Origin of the sequence: Mycobacteroides salmoniphilum (genome assembly GCF_004924335.1) — a bacterium.
GTDB lineage: Bacteria > Actinomycetota > Actinomycetes > Mycobacteriales > Mycobacteriaceae > Mycobacterium > Mycobacterium salmoniphilum.
The window spans coordinates 2,994,383-3,008,996 of record NZ_CP024633.1 but is presented as its reverse complement, the minus strand read 5'-3'; the positions used below and the strand labels follow the sequence as shown (position 1 = coordinate 3,008,996).

Genomic DNA, 14,614 nt, shown 5'->3' with positions numbered 1-14,614 from the left:
CGGTTGACGACATATGAAGAAGAACTGGAATCCGAGCGGGAGTACATCGCCGGACTTTACGAGCTGCTGGACGCCGAACGTGCACGCGTCAAGGGGCGATACCGCAGCGCCCTGCGCGGCCCGGTCGATCAGCAGAACGGCGCGGCGATGGTCGAGCGAGATGACGAGGTGCGCGCGTTGGCCCGGCAGGCACAGCGCTTGGATGTCGCCGATGACGGGCTGTGCTTCGGCCGGTTGGACGCCCTCACGGGTGAGCACTGCTACGTCGGGCGCATTGGCCTGCTCGACAAGACGAACGACTACGAGCCACTGCTGATCGATTGGCGGGCTCCGGTGGCGCAGGCTTTCTACACCGCGACGGGGGCCAATCCGGAAAACACCCGACGGCGACGTCAATTCCGGACTCGGGGACGTCATGTCGATGCCTTCGCCGACGAGCTTCTCGGACGTCCGGACAGCGACGACCACGACGGTGAACGCGGGAGCATGAGTGACGCGGCGCTACTCGCGGCCGTCAACGCACCGCGCGGCAACGGAATGCGCGACATCGTGGCGACCATCCAGGCCGAACAAGACCGGATCATTCGGCTCGATCATCCCGGTGTGCTAGTCATCGAGGGCGGGCCTGGTACGGGCAAAACCGTTGTGGCATTGCACCGCGTCGCTTACCTGCTGTACACCCAGCGCCAGCGCATGGAACGCCACGGCGTGTTGGTTGTCGGCCCGAATGCGGCCTTCCTGAGCCATATTTCGCGGGTGCTGCCATCGCTGGGCGAGACCAATGTGGTGTTCACGACGGCGGGAGATCTGTTGCCGGGTCTGAAGGCCACGGCAGAGGATGGCGCAGATGCGGCGCGGCTTAAGGGCTCGTTGCAGATTCTCGACGTGCTCGCAGCGGCGGTCGCCGATCGGCAGCGGACCCCCGCGGAGCCAATACGGATCCAGCTCACCGATGTCTCGGTGCGCATCGATGCCGATATCGCGCAATGGGCGATCGACGAGGCGCGTGCGAGCAGACTCCCGCACAACGACGCGCGGACTGTCTTCACCGACGTTCTGACATGGGCGCTCACCGAGCGGGCGATCCCGCGCATCGGCAAGGGGTGGCTCACGCGTGAGGACCGCAAGGCCTGGGAGCACCTGCGTGCGGAGCTGCTGGACGAACTCGGGGATCACGAGGGATTCGCCGCCGCGCTCGACGACCTGTGGCCGACACTGACACCGGAGACGCTGTTGTCGGAGCTGTACACCTCACCAGAGCGGCTACGTGCTGCCGGTGCGGATCCGGCGCTGGCACGCGCCGCCGGTGACGCGTGGACGATCTCAGACGTACCTCTGCTCGATGAGCTGATCGATCTGGTGGGCCGCGACAAGGCGGCGGAAGACGCCGCCGAGCGTGAACGCAGGGCCGAGGCCGAGTACGCCTCCGGTGTACTCGACATGATGACCGGTCGCGAAGACATGATGGACGACGAGGACCACCTCTTCGCCACCGATCTACTCGGTGCTGAAGACCTGGCGGAACGCTTCACCGAACGCGACACCCGCGACCTCGTCGAACGTGCGTCAGCCGACCGGGACTGGACATACGGGCACATCGTGATCGACGAGGCGCAGGAACTGTCCGAAATGGACTGGCGGGTGTTGATGCGCCGCTGCCCGAGTCGTTCGTTCACCGTGGTCGGGGATCTGGCTCAGCGCCGATCGGTGGCCGGCGCCACCTCCTGGGACGCGATCCTGTCGCAGTACGTACCCGGACGCTGGCTGTACCGGCCGTTGTCGGTGAACTATCGCACTCCCGCCGAGATCATGGCAGTCGCCTCGGCGCTGCTGGCCGAGTTCGCGCCGGGTACCCAGCCGCCCGAATCCGTTCGTTCATGTGGCGTCTTACCCTGGTCCAGGCATCTCGCCGAGGACGAATTGCCCAAAGCCATTGAGGAATTCACACATGATGAGGAGTCCCGGGAGGGTACGAGTGTGGTGATCGGGCCGCCGGGTGTGCCGGGCACGGTGCCCGCTTCGGAGACCAAGGGCCTGGAGTTCGACGCCGTCCTGGTGGTGGCACCGGAACGGATCCTGGCCGACGGCCCACGAGGTGCGGCCGAGCTCTATGTGGCGCTCACTCGAGCCACCCAACGTCTCGGGGTGCTGCACGTGGCGCCCTTGCCGCACGCGCTCGTCGGCCTCACCGAAACCACAGCCGACCCAGGCTCGGTTCGCCGGGTCGTGCCAACGAGCGTCGCCCAATAGGGCAGGATAGACACCGCCGTCGCGGCCTTACGATGAGCCGCTTGCGTGAAGAGCGGAAGCAGTGGGCCCGATGGCTGTGTTTTGCGCACCGGCTTTGTCGAACCCGTACCGAGGAGGCGTGATGACTCGCGATGTGAGCCGCACCGGATATAAGCGGGTGCTGCTCAAGCTCGGCGGCGAGATGTTCGGCGGGGGAGCTGTCGGTCTTGACCCCGATGTGGTCCACAGGGTGGCCAGCCAGATTGCTGAGGTGGTCCGCAGCGGTGCCGAGGTCGCGGTCGTGATTGGCGGCGGCAACTTCTTCCGCGGCGCGCAGCTGCAGCAGCGCGGCATGGAGCGGACGCGCTCGGACTACATGGGCATGCTGGGCACCGTCATGAACAGCCTTGCGCTCCAAGACTTCCTGGAAAAGGAAGGCATTGTCACGCGCGTGCAGACCGCCATCACCATGGGGCAGGTGGCCGAGCCGTACATTCCGTTGCGGGCCAGAAGGCATCTTGAGAAGGGGCGCGTCGTCATCTTTGGCGCCGGCATGGGACTGCCGTACTTCTCCACCGACACCACCGCTGCGCAGCGGGCCCTGGAGATCGGCGCCGAGGTGGTGCTGATGGCCAAGGCGGTCGACGGCATCTTCACCGATGATCCGCGCGCCAATCCCGACGCCGAGTTCCTGCCGGAGATTACCCATCGCGAGGTCATCGACCGTGGCTTGCAGGTCGCCGATGCCACCGCATTCAGTCTGTGTATGGACAACCGGATGCCGATCCTGGTGTTCAACCTGCTTACCGAAGGCAATATCGCCAGGGCGGTCGCAGGTGAGAAGATCGGAACGCTGGTAACACCATGATGGGAGATCAATCGTGATCGACGAGGTTCTTCTCGATGCCGAGGAGAAAATGGAAAAGGCCGTGGCGGTTGCCCGCGATGACTTCGCGACGATTCGCACCGGGCGTGCCAATCCGAGCATGTTCCAGCGGGTAGTCATCGACTACTACGGCACAATCACGCCCATCACGCAGGTTGCCGGCATCAACGTGCCCGAGGCCCGCCTGGTGGTCATCAAGCCCTACGAGGCCAATCAGCTCAAGGCCATCGAGGAGGCGATTCGCAATTCGGACCTGGGGTTGAACCCGAGCAATGACGGCAGCATCATTCGCGTCGCCGTCCCGCAGCTCACCGAGGAACGTCGCCGTGAGCTCGTCAAGCAGGCCAAGGGCAAGGGCGAGGACGCCAAGGTGACCTTGCGCAGCATCCGTCGTAAAGCCAATGACGAGCTCAACCGGATCAAGAAGGACGGCGAGGCCGGTGAGGACGAAGTGGGCCGCGCGGAAAAGGATCTGGACAAGACCACGTCCCAGTACGTGACCCAGATCGACGAGTTGGTGAAGCACAAAGAAGGCGAGTTACTGGAGGTCTAGGGGCCCCGGTAATGACGACCATGGGAGATACCGACGCCGCTCCGGCGCCCGACGCGCCCCCTTCGGGGGCGAAGTCCCGAGCCGGACGCAACCTGCCTGCCGCCATCGGCGTCGGCGTTGTCCTCGCCGCCATGATCATTTTCGCGCTGCTGTACCAGAAGGAGATCTGGGTCGGGATCATCTCGGTCTTCCTCGGGATCGCGATGTGGGAGGTGACCAAGCGGCTGCGCCAGGCCGATATCTCGGTGCCGTTCATCCCGCTGTTCTTGGGCGGGCAGGCGATGATCTGGCTGACGTGGCCGTGGGGCACCGCCGGTGCGCTTGGTGCGTTTGGCGCCACCGTCGTGGTCTGCATGATCTGGCGTCTGGTTGGGCACGGCTTGAACGAGCAGCCGGTGAACTATTTGCGCGATGTCGCCATCACGGTGTTCGTTGCCGCGTGGATCCCGCTGTTCGCGTCGTTCGGCGCGCTGCTGGTCTACCCGGAAAACGGTGCGGAGCAGGTGTTCTGTCTGATGCTCGGTGTCACATTCTCCGATATCGGCGGTTACGCGGCGGGCGTCTTGTTCGGCAAGCATCCGATGGCGCCCGCGATCAGTCCCAAGAAATCCTGGGAGGGCTTGGCAGGCTCCCTACTGGTGGGGACGACCGCGTCGACCCTTGCGGTGACATTCCTGCTCGGGCATCACCCATTCGTCGGTGTTGCCCTGGGCATCATGCTTGTCCTCACCGGAACGCTCGGCGACTTGGTCGAGTCCCAGGTCAAGCGCGACTTGGGTATCAAGGACATGGGCACTCTGCTGCCGGGACACGGCGGCATCATGGACCGGCTCGATTCCCTGCTGCCCTCGGCCGTCGCCACCTGGATTGTGTTGACCCTGTTTATCTAGGCCGCGCGCTGGCACGTCGGTACCAGCACGAGGGTGAAGACGACGTTTAGCGAGTCTTGAGTGCCTGACGCAGGTCCACTCCGGCGAACGGTCCCGGCACCTGGCCGTCAACCGTGAACCGATACAGGGCGGTCTGGAAAATCCCGGTCAGCGCGGCCCCGATGATGGACGCCGCCAGGATCCACAGCACACCGAGCGCCGCGAACACACCCGTCACAGCGCTCACATTCGCCGCGATCCCCAGGTAGACCAATCCGACTCCGGGCAGCGTCAACATTGCGGTGAAGAAGCTCAGCCCCACAACGCCGACGACGTTCTGGCCCCAGGCGTTCTTGAGTGTTTCCTTGGTCTTCTTGATGGCGTCGATGGCACCGAGGTTCTCCAGCACGATCGTGGGCAGCACCTGGAAAGAGACCACACGCCACGCGACGTCGAGCAATCGCCCGACGAACGGCACCCGCTCCTCGATGGCGCTGATGATCCAGGAGACGACGCCGGTGATGAGAACCCAGGGCAGGAGACGACCGCCGTGCTGGGCCGCCGTCGAGATGCCCGCGGCCACGCTCGGATCTCCACCCTCCAACGCGATGTTCGCCTGCGAAATGAGCGCCGCCTGCCAGAAGGTCGTGATGTACATCAGCACGAAGTACCCGAGGGTGAAGACAGGGTAAAAGAGCGGCGGTACCGAATCTCCGGTCGTCGCGGGCAGGAGCAGGACTCCGAGGGTGATCATCCCGATCAGCACGAGCAATGCGGTAAGCCCGGACAGGATCGGGAAAACGACGAGTTCCTTGCGGGAGCTGAGCACCTTTGCGGACGTCTTGAAGATTTGCCACGATGTGGACAGCGTGCTGGCGAAGGCCATCAGATTCCCCCTGGTCATTGACGGATGATAGTGAGGCCCAAGATATCAGTGCGCTAGTTGCTCAGCCTGGTGGCTGGTTTGATGGAAACATGTCTCGCCGCGATGTTCAGATCCCCACGCCCGACGGGCAATGCCCCGCAACCCTGCACGTTCCGGACAAGCCCGGATCCGCCGTCATTGTCTACCCCGACGCCGGCGGTGCCCGTGAGGTCATGCGGGAGATGGGGGACCGGCTCGCGGCGTTGGGATACGTGGCCCTGGTGCCCGATGTCTACTACCGCGAAGGTGATTGGCAGCCATTCGATCTGGCGACAGCATTTGCAGACCCGGAAGAGCGCGGCCGTCTCTTCGCGACGATGGGGACGCTTACCCCTGCCCGGATCGATGCCGATGCGAGTGCCTTCCTGGAGTTCCTCGCCCAACAGCCCGAGGTGACGGGCGACACGGTGGGCCTGACCGGCTATTGCATGGGAGGGCGGATCTCGTTACGGGTAGCGGCGACTCGCGCGCCCAGAGTGGGTGCGGTGGCGTCATTTCACGGCGGCAATCTCGCCAACGCCGACGATCCCAACAGTCCACACCACATCGCCGACATGATCACCGGCGTCGTGCTGGTCGCCGCCGCGGAAGAGGACGCATCCTTCCCGCCCGCGCAGGAGCAGCTGCTGGCGCAGGTGCTGACCGATGCCGGGGTGCGGCACACCATCGAGACATATCCCGCCAAGCACGGGTTCGCAGTCACCGACAACGCCACCTACGAGAAGGCGGCGGCCGAGCGCCACTGGCGAGCCCTCGAAGAGCTCTACGGTTCGCACCTGGGCATCTAATGCTCTTCGAGCCGAGGCTGCGGGCCGGAATCCACGACGGCACCATCTCGGTGGCCTACCGGCGCTGGAAGCGCCCGCAGGTGAAGGTGGGTGGCCGCTACCGTGTCGGCTCGGACCGCATTCGTTCCATGACCGAATTCGATTTCATCGAGGTTGATGCCATCGACGAGATCACCGCACGGGATATCGACGATGCCGACGCCCTATTGGCCGGGTATCCCTCGGCTGCGGCGGCGCGAAGCGATGTCGGTGCGAGCGGAGCCGACCCGTTGTACCGCTTGGTATTTCGCAAGATCGCGATGGCCGATCCACGTGCGGCGCTGGCCTCGTCGGCGGTGCTCTCGGCCGACGACCTTGCCGATATCGACGCGCGACTGGATCGGATGGACCGCAGCGCCACGGCGGGCCCCTGGACCCGTGAGGTGCTGCGGGAGATAGCCCGGCGCCCGGAGGTGCGGGCCAAAGACCTCGAATCCTGTTCGTGTTGGGCCGATGTGGCGACGTTCAAGGTGCACGTGCGCAAGCTCAAGAACTTGGGTCTGACCCTGAGCCTGCCGGTGGGCTACCGGCTCTCGCCACGCGGTGCGGAGTATCTAGCCCGTGTACTGGACTAGCAGCTGAATTCCCGACCACTGCCGTCGGTCGGGGTGACCTCTTTCAGGCAACCGAATGGTTCAATCCCGGCGTCGCTGATCCGAATGGCGGATCGTGTCTTGGTGTTCTCGCAGAACAATCCGGACGTCTCACTGCGGCAACCGAAATCTCCGAACGTCAGGCGGCCGCCGTAGTCCAGCGGGTTTCCGTCACCGCTCTGGAACGGGCCCGGGTCGCCGTGCAATCCGCCCACCGTGACCTGGTGGCCAGTGAAATCGGTCCATCCGCCGACCCAGTTGCCCTCGGTATCGGCGGGCCGTTTCGGCGGATTTGCGAGGTTGACCAGGCAAGACAGCGTATCCGGCTCGATATTGCTCGTCATGCATCGCGTCTTGCCCGACGGAGTCTTGAACGCGACATTGCCACCGAGGTCGGTCTTCTGTCCGTCCTGGCTGGTGGCCGAGTGAAAGTTGGCGGCGTCCACCGGGGCTCCCTGGGAAATCCACTGCGCCACAGCGTCGTATGGCGCACCGGCGGCGGGCTCTGGCAGTTCGATGGGAGTCTTGGTGGTGGTCGAGGCGGGAGCCTTGCTTGTGGTGCTGCTTGATGGCGGAGTACTCGATGAGGGAGTGGTCGGAGAGACCGATGCTCCCTTCGAGCATCCGGTGACCAGGAGCAGCGCTCCCAGCATGGTCAGACCACCGAGCAACAGGGCACGCATGCAGCCAGGCTAGCTGGCCGCCACCGGCTGATGGGTAGGCGCGGCGGCCACCACCTCGATTGCGGACTTCTCGCGAGCCTGAGCGGGTCGGCTTGCCCGCGCGTTGAGCCAGCAGGCCAGCGCGCCGATCACCAAGCCGATTCCCATGCCGATATCCACGCGCTGGCCCAGCAGGATCCAGGACAACAGCCCCGCCACCGCGGGGATGACGCAGAACAGCATGGCCACTGCTGCCGCGCCGAACGTGCTGACCGACCGAACATAGAGCGAGGTGCACAGGGTGGCGTTGAACAGCACCACCGCCGCGACGGCTCCCGCGGCCTTCCAGGGGTCGTGCACGGCACTGGGCGTCAGTAACGCCAACGCCCCGGCGGGCAGCAGCCCGGCGAGATTCTGGATGGCGCTGTTGACCCGGAAGTCGACATCGGCACAGAAGCGCTGCTGATACACCCCGCCCGCGGCCAGGCCCAACAACGCGACCAGAAGCAGCACCAGCACGGTGTCAATACCGCCCGTGGCGAGCAGTCGATTGGCGCATGCGGCCAACACCGCCAGCACTCCCAGGCCAAGGGCGACAATCCGCCAACCATTGAGGCGTTCATTCAGGAACAGGGCAGCCAACACGGCAGTGACCACGGGATTCATGGAGATGACGACGGCGCCCAGGACGGCAGGAGCCCCGTGTTCGAGCGCCTCGTACAGCGCGCAGAACTGCACGGCCTGCATCAGCAGCCCGGTAACGATGACGTGGCCGAGCTTGCGGCCCGTCGGCCAGGCGGCCTTCGCGAAGAGCGCCCAGATGGCAAGGATTGCTCCGGCGAGGGTGAACCGGGCGACCAGGACCAGCATGGGTGTCATGGCCGATACCGAGAGCGCGCCAATCGGGTACCCGAGTGCGTACAGAAATGTCAGTGCGACCGCATACGACGCCGGCATCTTCTGCATGACAGCCATCGTTGCCGGTCCGGGCAGTTGATGTCCAACGATAATTACTGATCAGAATCAATCAGTAATCGTGATCGATTGATGTTCAAAGTGCGTGCCAGCACAGTGCCTCACGCGCACCTGAGGAAATATTGATCAAATATTGTGATCGGACTACGGTGGCGATATGGCGAGTTCGACGCTCGATATCGCGCCGCTGCGGTCACTGGTCGCGGTCGCGGACTGCGGGGGATTCCATCGGGCCGCGGCCGTGCTGCATCTGACCCAATCCGCGGTGAGTCAACATGTGCGCAAGCTCGAGGTCGCGATCGGGGAGCCGGTGGTCCGGCGTGCGGGGCGCGGCGTGGTGTTCACCGATAAGGGTGCGCAGCTGCTGGCGCATGCCCGGCGCATCCTCGCCGCGCATGATGACGCGGTAGACGATCTGGTGGCCGGCCAGGAGCGCATGGTGATTCTCGGGGTCACCGAGCATGGCGCGGACTTGATACTGCCGAGCATCACCACGGCACTGCGTAGTCATCTCCCGGATTGGTCGGTACGGGTGCGGTTCGATCGCAATGTCTATCTCGCCGAATCCGTCGATCGGGGGAGCATGGACCTGGCCGTCATTCTCGACGGGTCGGGCCTGGATCGTGCCAACGCGGTGGGCACGGTTCGCCTGCAGTGGGTGGCGGCCCGTGGCTACAAGGCGAGTTCCGCTGAGCCTCTGCAGGTCATGACCTTCACCGAACCGTGTACCTTGCGCTCACCCATGTTCAGCGCGCTGCACACACTGGGCCGTCAGTACCAGATTGTCGGTGAATCGCCGGATTTGTCGGGGCTGTACGCGGGCTTGCGATCGGGTCTGGGAATGGCGCTGCTGCCCATCATCGGGTGGCTGCCCGACGGCATCGCTCCGGTGGAGTCCATGCCCGCGGCGAACCTGGCGACGCTATCGGTCGTCGGTCGCCGCGGGCTCGACCCCGCTGTGTATGCGGCCGTGGAAGGGGCTGCGCGCGAATCTCTTTCGGGAGAATCCGCGGCTATCGCCTAGGTAGATTCCCCGGCTGGCTTGCGCTCGGCACGCAGCACCGTATCGGCGATATCGAACTCTTCGTCGTCCCGCGTGAAGGTGCGATTGCGCGACTCGGCGACGACGACGTTCCACTGGTTCGGGTCGAGGGCATCGGCGATATCCTCGGCGGTGAAGTACCAGTCGGGCAGGTCCGGCCGCCCGATCGCCGCTTGCATGTCCGAGGGATGGTGCCCGACGATCAGCAAGGTGCCCCCCGGGGCCACCGCTGCGGCCAGTGCCGTGAACACGGGCTCGCGAAGCTTTGTCGGCAGATGCATGAAATGTGATGTCACCAAATCGAATCGACGACTCGGCTGCCAGGCGGTTAGGTCGGCTTGCATCCAGGTGATCCTGGTGGCGAGCTCGGGGTCTGCCCGGGTGGCATTGTCAGCGGCACGGCGCAGGGCGGTCTCCGCGAAATCCATTCCGGTGACCTGCCAACCCTTCTGGGCCAGCCAAATCGCGTCACCGCCCTCGCCGCAACCGGCATCGAGTGCGGTGCGTGGCGGCAATGTCGAAATCTCTTTCACCAGTTGCGGATTAGCATTGCCACTCCATAGCGCGTCGTGCGACCGGTAGAACTCATCCCACGATTTCTCGTCGGAGGGCGGGTTGTGGTGATCACACATGTTGTAGCTCCTGAGCGTCGGCGACCGCGAGGTCGGCGTTGATGATGGCGGCGACCTCGGTTCCGGCCGCCGCCGCGGTGATGACCTGCGCCTTGATATCGGTGACGTTCCCTGCGGCGTAGATCCCCGGCACTGCGGTGGCACCCCTGGTGACCGGCAGGTACGTCCCCAGTAGGTGGTCCCCGAGCCGCATCTCCTGCGCCGTCAGTCGCGACGGCGCAAGCATGTCGATGCGCGCCGACACCACCGTCGCGACGACCAACGCATCACACGGCACCGTGGCGCCGGTTTCCAGCTCCACCCCGGTCAGTGCGTCCTTGGTGATCTGCAGTCGTGTCACCGGTCCGTCGACGACGCCGATGTCCCGGCGGACCAGCTGTGCCGCATCATCGGGTGAAAGCGGAAAATCGTTGTGTCGCACCAGGGTGACGTTATCGCTGAGCTGACGGAAGATGAGGGCATGGTGCACAGCCAGGGGGCCGGTGCCTAGCACCACAATGGTGCGATCGCGCACTTCCCAACCGTGGCAGTAGGCACAGTGCAGCACGTCACGGCCCCAGCGCTCCGCCAGTCCCTCGACGTCGGGTAGTTCATCCACTGCTCCCGTGGCCACCAGGACCCGGCGGGCATGAATCGTCGAGGTCGTGCTGTCTGGCACATCGACCGCCACGTCGAAATGCTTGTCCGCGTGAGTTACCGACGTGACACGCGCGTCACGGAAGGTCGCGCCGTAGTGCGCGGCTTCACCGCGCCCGATGCCGAACAGCTCGGCCGGAGGCGTCGACTCGCGCCCGAGGTAGTTGTGAACCCGATCCGCCGGCGCGTTACGCGGGTGGTGATCGTCTATGACGACGACCGACCGCCGAGATCGAGAGAGGGTGATCGCCGCCGATAGGCCCGCGGCACCGCCACCGATGATGGCTACATCCCAGAGTTTGTTCATGACACCACTATTGGGGCGACCCTGCGAAAAGCGCAAGCTTTCTTGCCAAAGTAGCAATTTGGTTGTCACTATGGTCGGTATGGACGATCAGAATCAGCGGTTGGAGGCCGTGCTCGATGCCCTGGGGCCGCGGCTACGGGCCTTGCGCCTGCATCGTCAGGTCACCCTGGCGCAGTTGTCCGAGACGACGGGTATTTCCGAAAGCACGTTGTCTCGCCTGGAATCCGGTCAGCGCCGACCCACCCTGGAGCTTCTTCTGCTTCTGGCCGAGGCACACCAGGTGCCGCTCGACGAGCTGGTGAATGCGCCCGCCACGGGGGACCCGCGCATCCATCCCAAACCGTTCACGCGGCACGGATCGGTGTACCTGCCGCTGTCACGGCGACCCGGCGGAGTGCAGTGCTACAAGCAGATCATCCCGCCGCATTCGCCGAAGGGGGAACCGAACCTGAAGGTCCATGACGGCTATGAGTGGATGTATGTGCTTTCCGGGAAAGTCCGTTTGCTGCTCGGCGAGCTGGACCTGATCCTGCCCGCCGGCGAGGCCGCCGAGTTCGATACGCATATCCCGCATTGGTTCGGAAATCCGACCGATAAGCCCGTCGAGGTGTTGCATATTTTCGGCCCGCAAGGGGAGCGGATGCATGTGCGGGCACGTTCTGGTTCGGGGAACTAGCGCGGGCCTGGGATACTGAGTGGGTTATGTCTGCTGACAAAGGGTCCCTACCGCTGGTGTTCGACGCTCCGCGTCGGGCCATGCCGCCGCGCCACCTGGCCGATATGACCGCTGCCGATTGTCGTGACGCTGTGTTGGCCCTGGGGCTTCCGGCGTTTCGTGCCAAGCAGATCGCGAACCAGTACTACGGACGGCTGGTGGGCGACCCGGCGGCGATGACGGACCTGCCGGCGGGTGCGCGCGAGGGTGTCGGTGCGGAGCTGTTTCCCCCACTGCTCAACCCGCTGCGCCAGGTGGCCTGTGATTCCGGCGACACTCGAAAGACCTTGTGGCGCTTACATGACGGCAGCACCGTCGAGTCTGTGCTCATGCGCTATTCGGACCGCAACACACTGTGCATCTCTTCTCAGGCCGGGTGCGGTATGGCCTGCCCGTTCTGCGCCACCGGTCAGGGCGGACTCACGCGCAACCTGTCGGCCGCCGAGATTTTGGAACAGGTCCGTGACGCCGCGGCATCATTGCGCGACGGCGAGCTGCCGGGCGGGCCCGGCCGGTTGTCGAACATCGTCTTTATGGGTATGGGTGAGCCCCTGGCCAACTACAGCCGGGTGCTCACGGTGCTGCGCAAGATCACCGCGCCGCCCCCCGACGGTTTCGGCATATCGCAGCGCGGTGTCACGGTGTCGACCGTGGGACTGGCACCGGCCATTCGCAAACTTGCCGACGAGGGGTTGGGGGTCACGCTCGCGGTGTCGCTGCACTGCCCGGATGACGAGCTGCGCGACACCCTGGTGCCGGTCAACACCCGGTGGTCGATCGGCGAGGTGCTCGATGCCGCGCGCTACTTCGCCGATGTCACCGGACGGCGGGTGTCCATTGAGTACGCGCTTATCCGCGATGTGAACGACCAGCCGTGGCGTGCCGACCTGCTGGCCAAGAAACTGCGAAAAGCGTTGGGCCAGTTGGTTCATGTCAATCTGATTCCACTGAACCCGACGCCGGGCAGTCAATGGGATGCCAGCCCGAAGCCCGTCGAGCGGGAGTTTGTGCGTCGCGTGCGCGAGCAGGGAGTCTCCTGCACGGTGCGTGATACCCGTGGTCGGGAGATTGCCGCCGCATGCGGCCAATTGGCGGCGTCCGAGCGCTAGCTAGCGGATGCGGCCCGAGCGGCGGCCGAGGTAGTCGTTCACGGTGAAAGCCAGCACGATGACGGCGAAACCGACGCAGAAGATGTCCTCAACCTTGCCGGCGTGATTGCCCTTGAGCAGCAGCAGCAAGAAGGCAGCGATGGCGAGGCCCAGGATGTGGAAGATGCGGGGGTTCTGGCCCGAGAGCCCGCGCCCGAACGCTGCGGACGGCACGTCCTCGACGTCGACTCCGTCGTGCTTGACAACCTCAGTCGTGGCCACCGCCAGCCCTCCAATCTCAGACGTCTACTACAGCCCATAGTGTGCCACGCCCACCCGCTCTTGGGTGAAGGCGGCACCCCCGCCCGGCGGGGAGTCTCGGGAAATGACACTTGCTATGACACTGAAATGGTGTCACCATGACACCATGGATTTGCAACCCTATGTCGACGCGGTGCGTCAGGAACTCGTGGTGGCCGCTCGCGCCGGAGGGCCGGACGCCGAGGAGCTCGCCGATCGGTTGACTGCCCCGTTGGAATCGGCGTTCCGACTCGCCCTGCTTGACGCGCTGTCGGCGGCGGCCGAGCAGATCACCCGAGAGCTCGCACCCGCTTCCGTCGATCTGCGGCTGCGTGGCCGCGAGCCGGAATTCGTGGTGAGCCGGCCGATGGATCAGCAGCAGGCCGAACCCGCCGTGGCGTTCGACGAGAGTGCCGGCACCTGGCGAGTGACACTGCGACTCCCGGAAAGCCTGCGTGCCATCGTCGAGGCCGCGGCCGGAAGCGAGGGGATCTCGCTCAACGCCTGGTTGGTGCGCGCCGCGGCCTCTGCCGCCGCAAAGCCCTCCAGTTCAACAACATTCAGTACAGGTCGCACCATCAGCGGCTGGGTCCGCTAACAAGGAAAGGGAACACTATGACTGCTCTGCCGGAATTCGAAACTCTCGACCCCATCGCCGCCAAGGTTGAACTCGCCCGCGGCACCCTTCAGATCGTTGCGAGCCAGCGCACCAACACCGTCGTGGATGTCCGGCCACGTGATGCCGCCAAAGCGTTGGACGTCAAGACCGCCGAGCGTGCCAAGGTCACCTTCTCCAAGGGCGTGCTGTCGGTGTTGTCTTCGCAAGGGCTGACCTTCCGTACCGGCACCATCGACATCGTCATCGAGCTGCCCACCCAGTCGATCCTGGACATCGCGGTGGCCTCGGCCGACGTGCGCGCCGACGGCGCGTTCGGCGATGTGCAGTTCCAATCGGCAAGCGGTGATTTGTTGATCGACACCATTACCGGGGATGCCCGGATGAACACCGCCTCGGGTGGGGTATCGATCCGTGAGCTCGCCGGCGATGCCGGCTTCAACACCGCTCGCGGGGAGCTCGCCGTGAAGGAACTGCGCGGCAACATCAAGGCCGCGTCGTCCTCGGGATCGGTGACCATAGGATCCGCGGTCGTTGGCGGACTGATCTTTGACACCGCCAGCGGTGATACCTCCATCGGTATCGCGGCGGGCACCGCCGCCCGGCTACAGATCGACACCGCCAGCGGTGTCGTCACCAACTCGCTGGACTCGGTGGAAGGACCGTTGGCTGGGGACGAGAAGTTCCTCGTGAAGGTGCGCTCAGCCTCCGGTGATGTCGAACTGCACCGTCCGGTGGGAGTCTCTGGCTAGCGTAGGC

The 14,614-nt window shown here is 64.9% G+C and carries 17 protein-coding genes; 11 read left to right on the top strand and 6 right to left on the bottom strand.

The features are described 5' to 3' along the window. The first annotated feature begins 3 nt into the window (after window positions 1-3). The 4 genes from helR (at window position 4) to DSM43276_RS14925 (ending at window position 4,558) form a co-directional block, all read left to right on the top strand. On the top strand, window positions 4-2,250 hold the full coding sequence (helR, locus tag DSM43276_RS14940) for an RNA polymerase recycling motor ATPase HelR (protein ID WP_078331426.1): 2,247 nt from the start codon (window positions 4-6) through the stop codon (window positions 2,248-2,250). Window positions 2,251-2,371: 121 nt separating this feature from the next. Next, the gene (gene pyrH, locus DSM43276_RS14935; protein ID WP_030094003.1) at window positions 2,372-3,097 is read left to right on the top strand and encodes a UMP kinase; all 726 of its coding nucleotides are present in this window, start codon (window positions 2,372-2,374) and stop codon (window positions 3,095-3,097) included. A gap of 13 nt (window positions 3,098-3,110) precedes the next feature. Continuing rightward, window positions 3,111-3,668 (top strand): ribosome recycling factor, encoded by a 558-nt coding sequence (frr, locus tag DSM43276_RS14930; RefSeq protein ID WP_078311086.1) that lies wholly within the window; start codon window positions 3,111-3,113, stop codon window positions 3,666-3,668. A 20-nt stretch (window positions 3,669-3,688) separates the two neighbouring features. Continuing rightward, window positions 3,689-4,558, top strand: coding sequence for a phosphatidate cytidylyltransferase (locus DSM43276_RS14925; protein ID WP_078331425.1), 870 nt, complete (start codon window positions 3,689-3,691; stop codon window positions 4,556-4,558). A 46-nt stretch (window positions 4,559-4,604) separates the two neighbouring features. Here the strand turns inward: DSM43276_RS14925 and DSM43276_RS14920 are convergent, their stop codons facing one another. Further along, window positions 4,605-5,441: a DUF6159 family protein gene (locus DSM43276_RS14920; protein ID WP_078331424.1), complete on the bottom strand. Its 837-nt coding sequence runs from the start codon at window positions 5,439-5,441 to the stop codon at window positions 4,605-4,607. Between the two features lie 71 nt (window positions 5,442-5,512). Here DSM43276_RS14920 and DSM43276_RS14915 point away from each other — a divergent pair, with 71 nt between their 5' ends. Both DSM43276_RS14915 and DSM43276_RS14910 read left to right on the top strand, forming a co-directional pair. Next, on the top strand, window positions 5,513-6,250 hold the full coding sequence (locus tag DSM43276_RS14915; RefSeq protein WP_078331423.1) for a dienelactone hydrolase family protein: 738 nt from the start codon (window positions 5,513-5,515) through the stop codon (window positions 6,248-6,250). After that, a complete protein-coding gene (locus DSM43276_RS14910) occupies window positions 6,250-6,864 on the top strand; it encodes an ASCH domain-containing protein (protein WP_078331422.1) in 615 nt (204 codons plus the stop codon). The genes DSM43276_RS14915 and DSM43276_RS14910 overlap by 1 nt, the downstream gene beginning before the upstream one ends. On the opposite strand, the gene DSM43276_RS14905 is transcribed toward DSM43276_RS14910, so the two are convergent. Together DSM43276_RS14905 and DSM43276_RS14900 are read right to left on the bottom strand one after the other, a co-directional pair. After that, entirely contained in the window at window positions 6,861-7,565 is a 705-nt protein-coding gene (locus tag DSM43276_RS14905; protein WP_078331441.1) for a hypothetical protein, read from the bottom strand. The two genes, DSM43276_RS14910 and DSM43276_RS14905, sit on opposite strands and share 4 nt — an antisense overlap. A 9-nt stretch (window positions 7,566-7,574) precedes the next feature. Further along, the gene (locus tag DSM43276_RS14900; RefSeq protein ID WP_420359331.1) at window positions 7,575-8,519 is read right to left on the bottom strand and encodes a DMT family transporter; all 945 of its coding nucleotides are present in this window, start codon (window positions 8,517-8,519) and stop codon (window positions 7,575-7,577) included. A 157-nt stretch (window positions 8,520-8,676) separates the two neighbouring features. Here DSM43276_RS14900 and DSM43276_RS14895 point away from each other — a divergent pair, with 157 nt between their 5' ends. Continuing rightward, entirely contained in the window at window positions 8,677-9,543 is an 867-nt protein-coding gene (locus tag DSM43276_RS14895) for a LysR family transcriptional regulator (protein ID WP_078331411.1), read from the top strand. Here the strand turns inward: DSM43276_RS14895 and DSM43276_RS14890 are convergent. Both DSM43276_RS14890 and DSM43276_RS14885 read right to left on the bottom strand, forming a co-directional pair. Next, the gene (locus DSM43276_RS14890) at window positions 9,540-10,193 is read right to left on the bottom strand and encodes a class I SAM-dependent methyltransferase (RefSeq protein ID WP_078326788.1); all 654 of its coding nucleotides are present in this window, start codon (window positions 10,191-10,193) and stop codon (window positions 9,540-9,542) included. The two genes, DSM43276_RS14895 and DSM43276_RS14890, sit on opposite strands and share 4 nt — an antisense overlap. Continuing rightward, complete coding sequence (locus tag DSM43276_RS14885; protein WP_078331410.1) at window positions 10,186-11,136, bottom strand: NAD(P)/FAD-dependent oxidoreductase; 951 nt, start codon at window positions 11,134-11,136, stop codon at window positions 10,186-10,188. The genes DSM43276_RS14890 and DSM43276_RS14885 overlap by 8 nt, the downstream gene beginning before the upstream one ends. Window positions 11,137-11,236: 100 nt before the next feature. Here DSM43276_RS14885 and DSM43276_RS14880 point away from each other — a divergent pair, with 100 nt between their 5' ends. Further along, complete coding sequence (locus DSM43276_RS14880) at window positions 11,237-11,812, top strand: helix-turn-helix domain-containing protein (RefSeq protein WP_176134248.1); 576 nt, start codon at window positions 11,237-11,239, stop codon at window positions 11,810-11,812. A gap of 26 nt (window positions 11,813-11,838) precedes the next feature. Then, window positions 11,839-12,960: a dual-specificity RNA methyltransferase RlmN gene (gene rlmN, locus DSM43276_RS14875; RefSeq protein WP_078331409.1), complete on the top strand. Its 1,122-nt coding sequence runs from the start codon at window positions 11,839-11,841 to the stop codon at window positions 12,958-12,960. Here rlmN and DSM43276_RS14870 read toward each other — a convergent pair whose 3' ends face one another. Then, the gene (locus tag DSM43276_RS14870; RefSeq protein ID WP_078287828.1) at window positions 12,961-13,221 is read right to left on the bottom strand and encodes a DUF2631 domain-containing protein; all 261 of its coding nucleotides are present in this window, start codon (window positions 13,219-13,221) and stop codon (window positions 12,961-12,963) included. Between the two features lie 145 nt (window positions 13,222-13,366). On the opposite strand from DSM43276_RS14870, the gene DSM43276_RS14865 reads away from it, so the two are divergent. Then, window positions 13,367-13,837, top strand: coding sequence for a toxin-antitoxin system HicB family antitoxin (locus DSM43276_RS14865; protein WP_078331408.1), 471 nt, complete (start codon window positions 13,367-13,369; stop codon window positions 13,835-13,837). A 17-nt stretch (window positions 13,838-13,854) separates the two neighbouring features. Next, window positions 13,855-14,607, top strand: a complete 753-nt coding sequence (locus DSM43276_RS14860) for a DUF4097 family beta strand repeat-containing protein (protein WP_078331407.1) — start codon at window positions 13,855-13,857, stop codon at window positions 14,605-14,607. The last annotated feature ends 7 nt before the right edge of the window (window positions 14,608-14,614 follow it).

Excerpts from the sequence above, each read along its gene's own strand:
- pyrH (WP_030094003.1), top strand. The coding sequence starts at position 2,372 with ATGACTCGCGATGTGAGCCGCACCGGATATAAGCGGGTGCTGCTCAAG.
- DSM43276_RS14910 (WP_078331422.1), top strand. The coding sequence starts at position 6,250 with ATGCTCTTCGAGCCGAGGCTGCGGGCCGGAATCCACGACGGCACCATC.
- DSM43276_RS14890 (WP_078326788.1), bottom strand. The coding sequence starts at position 10,193 with ATGTGTGATCACCACAACCCGCCCTCCGACGAGAAATCGTGGGATGAG.
- DSM43276_RS14865 (WP_078331408.1), top strand. The coding sequence starts at position 13,367 with ATGGATTTGCAACCCTATGTCGACGCGGTGCGTCAGGAACTCGTGGTG.
- DSM43276_RS14885 (WP_078331410.1), bottom strand. The coding sequence starts at position 11,136 with ATGAACAAACTCTGGGATGTAGCCATCATCGGTGGCGGTGCCGCGGGC.
- rlmN (WP_078331409.1), top strand. The coding sequence starts at position 11,839 with ATGTCTGCTGACAAAGGGTCCCTACCGCTGGTGTTCGACGCTCCGCGT.
- DSM43276_RS14915 (WP_078331423.1), top strand. The coding sequence starts at position 5,513 with ATGTCTCGCCGCGATGTTCAGATCCCCACGCCCGACGGGCAATGCCCC.
- DSM43276_RS14900 (WP_420359331.1), bottom strand. The coding sequence starts at position 8,519 with ATGGCTGTCATGCAGAAGATGCCGGCGTCGTATGCGGTCGCACTGACA.
- DSM43276_RS14895 (WP_078331411.1), top strand. The coding sequence starts at position 8,677 with ATGGCGAGTTCGACGCTCGATATCGCGCCGCTGCGGTCACTGGTCGCG.
- DSM43276_RS14860 (WP_078331407.1), top strand. The coding sequence starts at position 13,855 with ATGACTGCTCTGCCGGAATTCGAAACTCTCGACCCCATCGCCGCCAAG.
- DSM43276_RS14905 (WP_078331441.1), bottom strand. The coding sequence starts at position 7,565 with ATGCGTGCCCTGTTGCTCGGTGGTCTGACCATGCTGGGAGCGCTGCTC.
- DSM43276_RS14920 (WP_078331424.1), bottom strand. The coding sequence starts at position 5,441 with ATGACCAGGGGGAATCTGATGGCCTTCGCCAGCACGCTGTCCACATCG.
- DSM43276_RS14925 (WP_078331425.1), top strand. The coding sequence starts at position 3,689 with ATGGGAGATACCGACGCCGCTCCGGCGCCCGACGCGCCCCCTTCGGGG.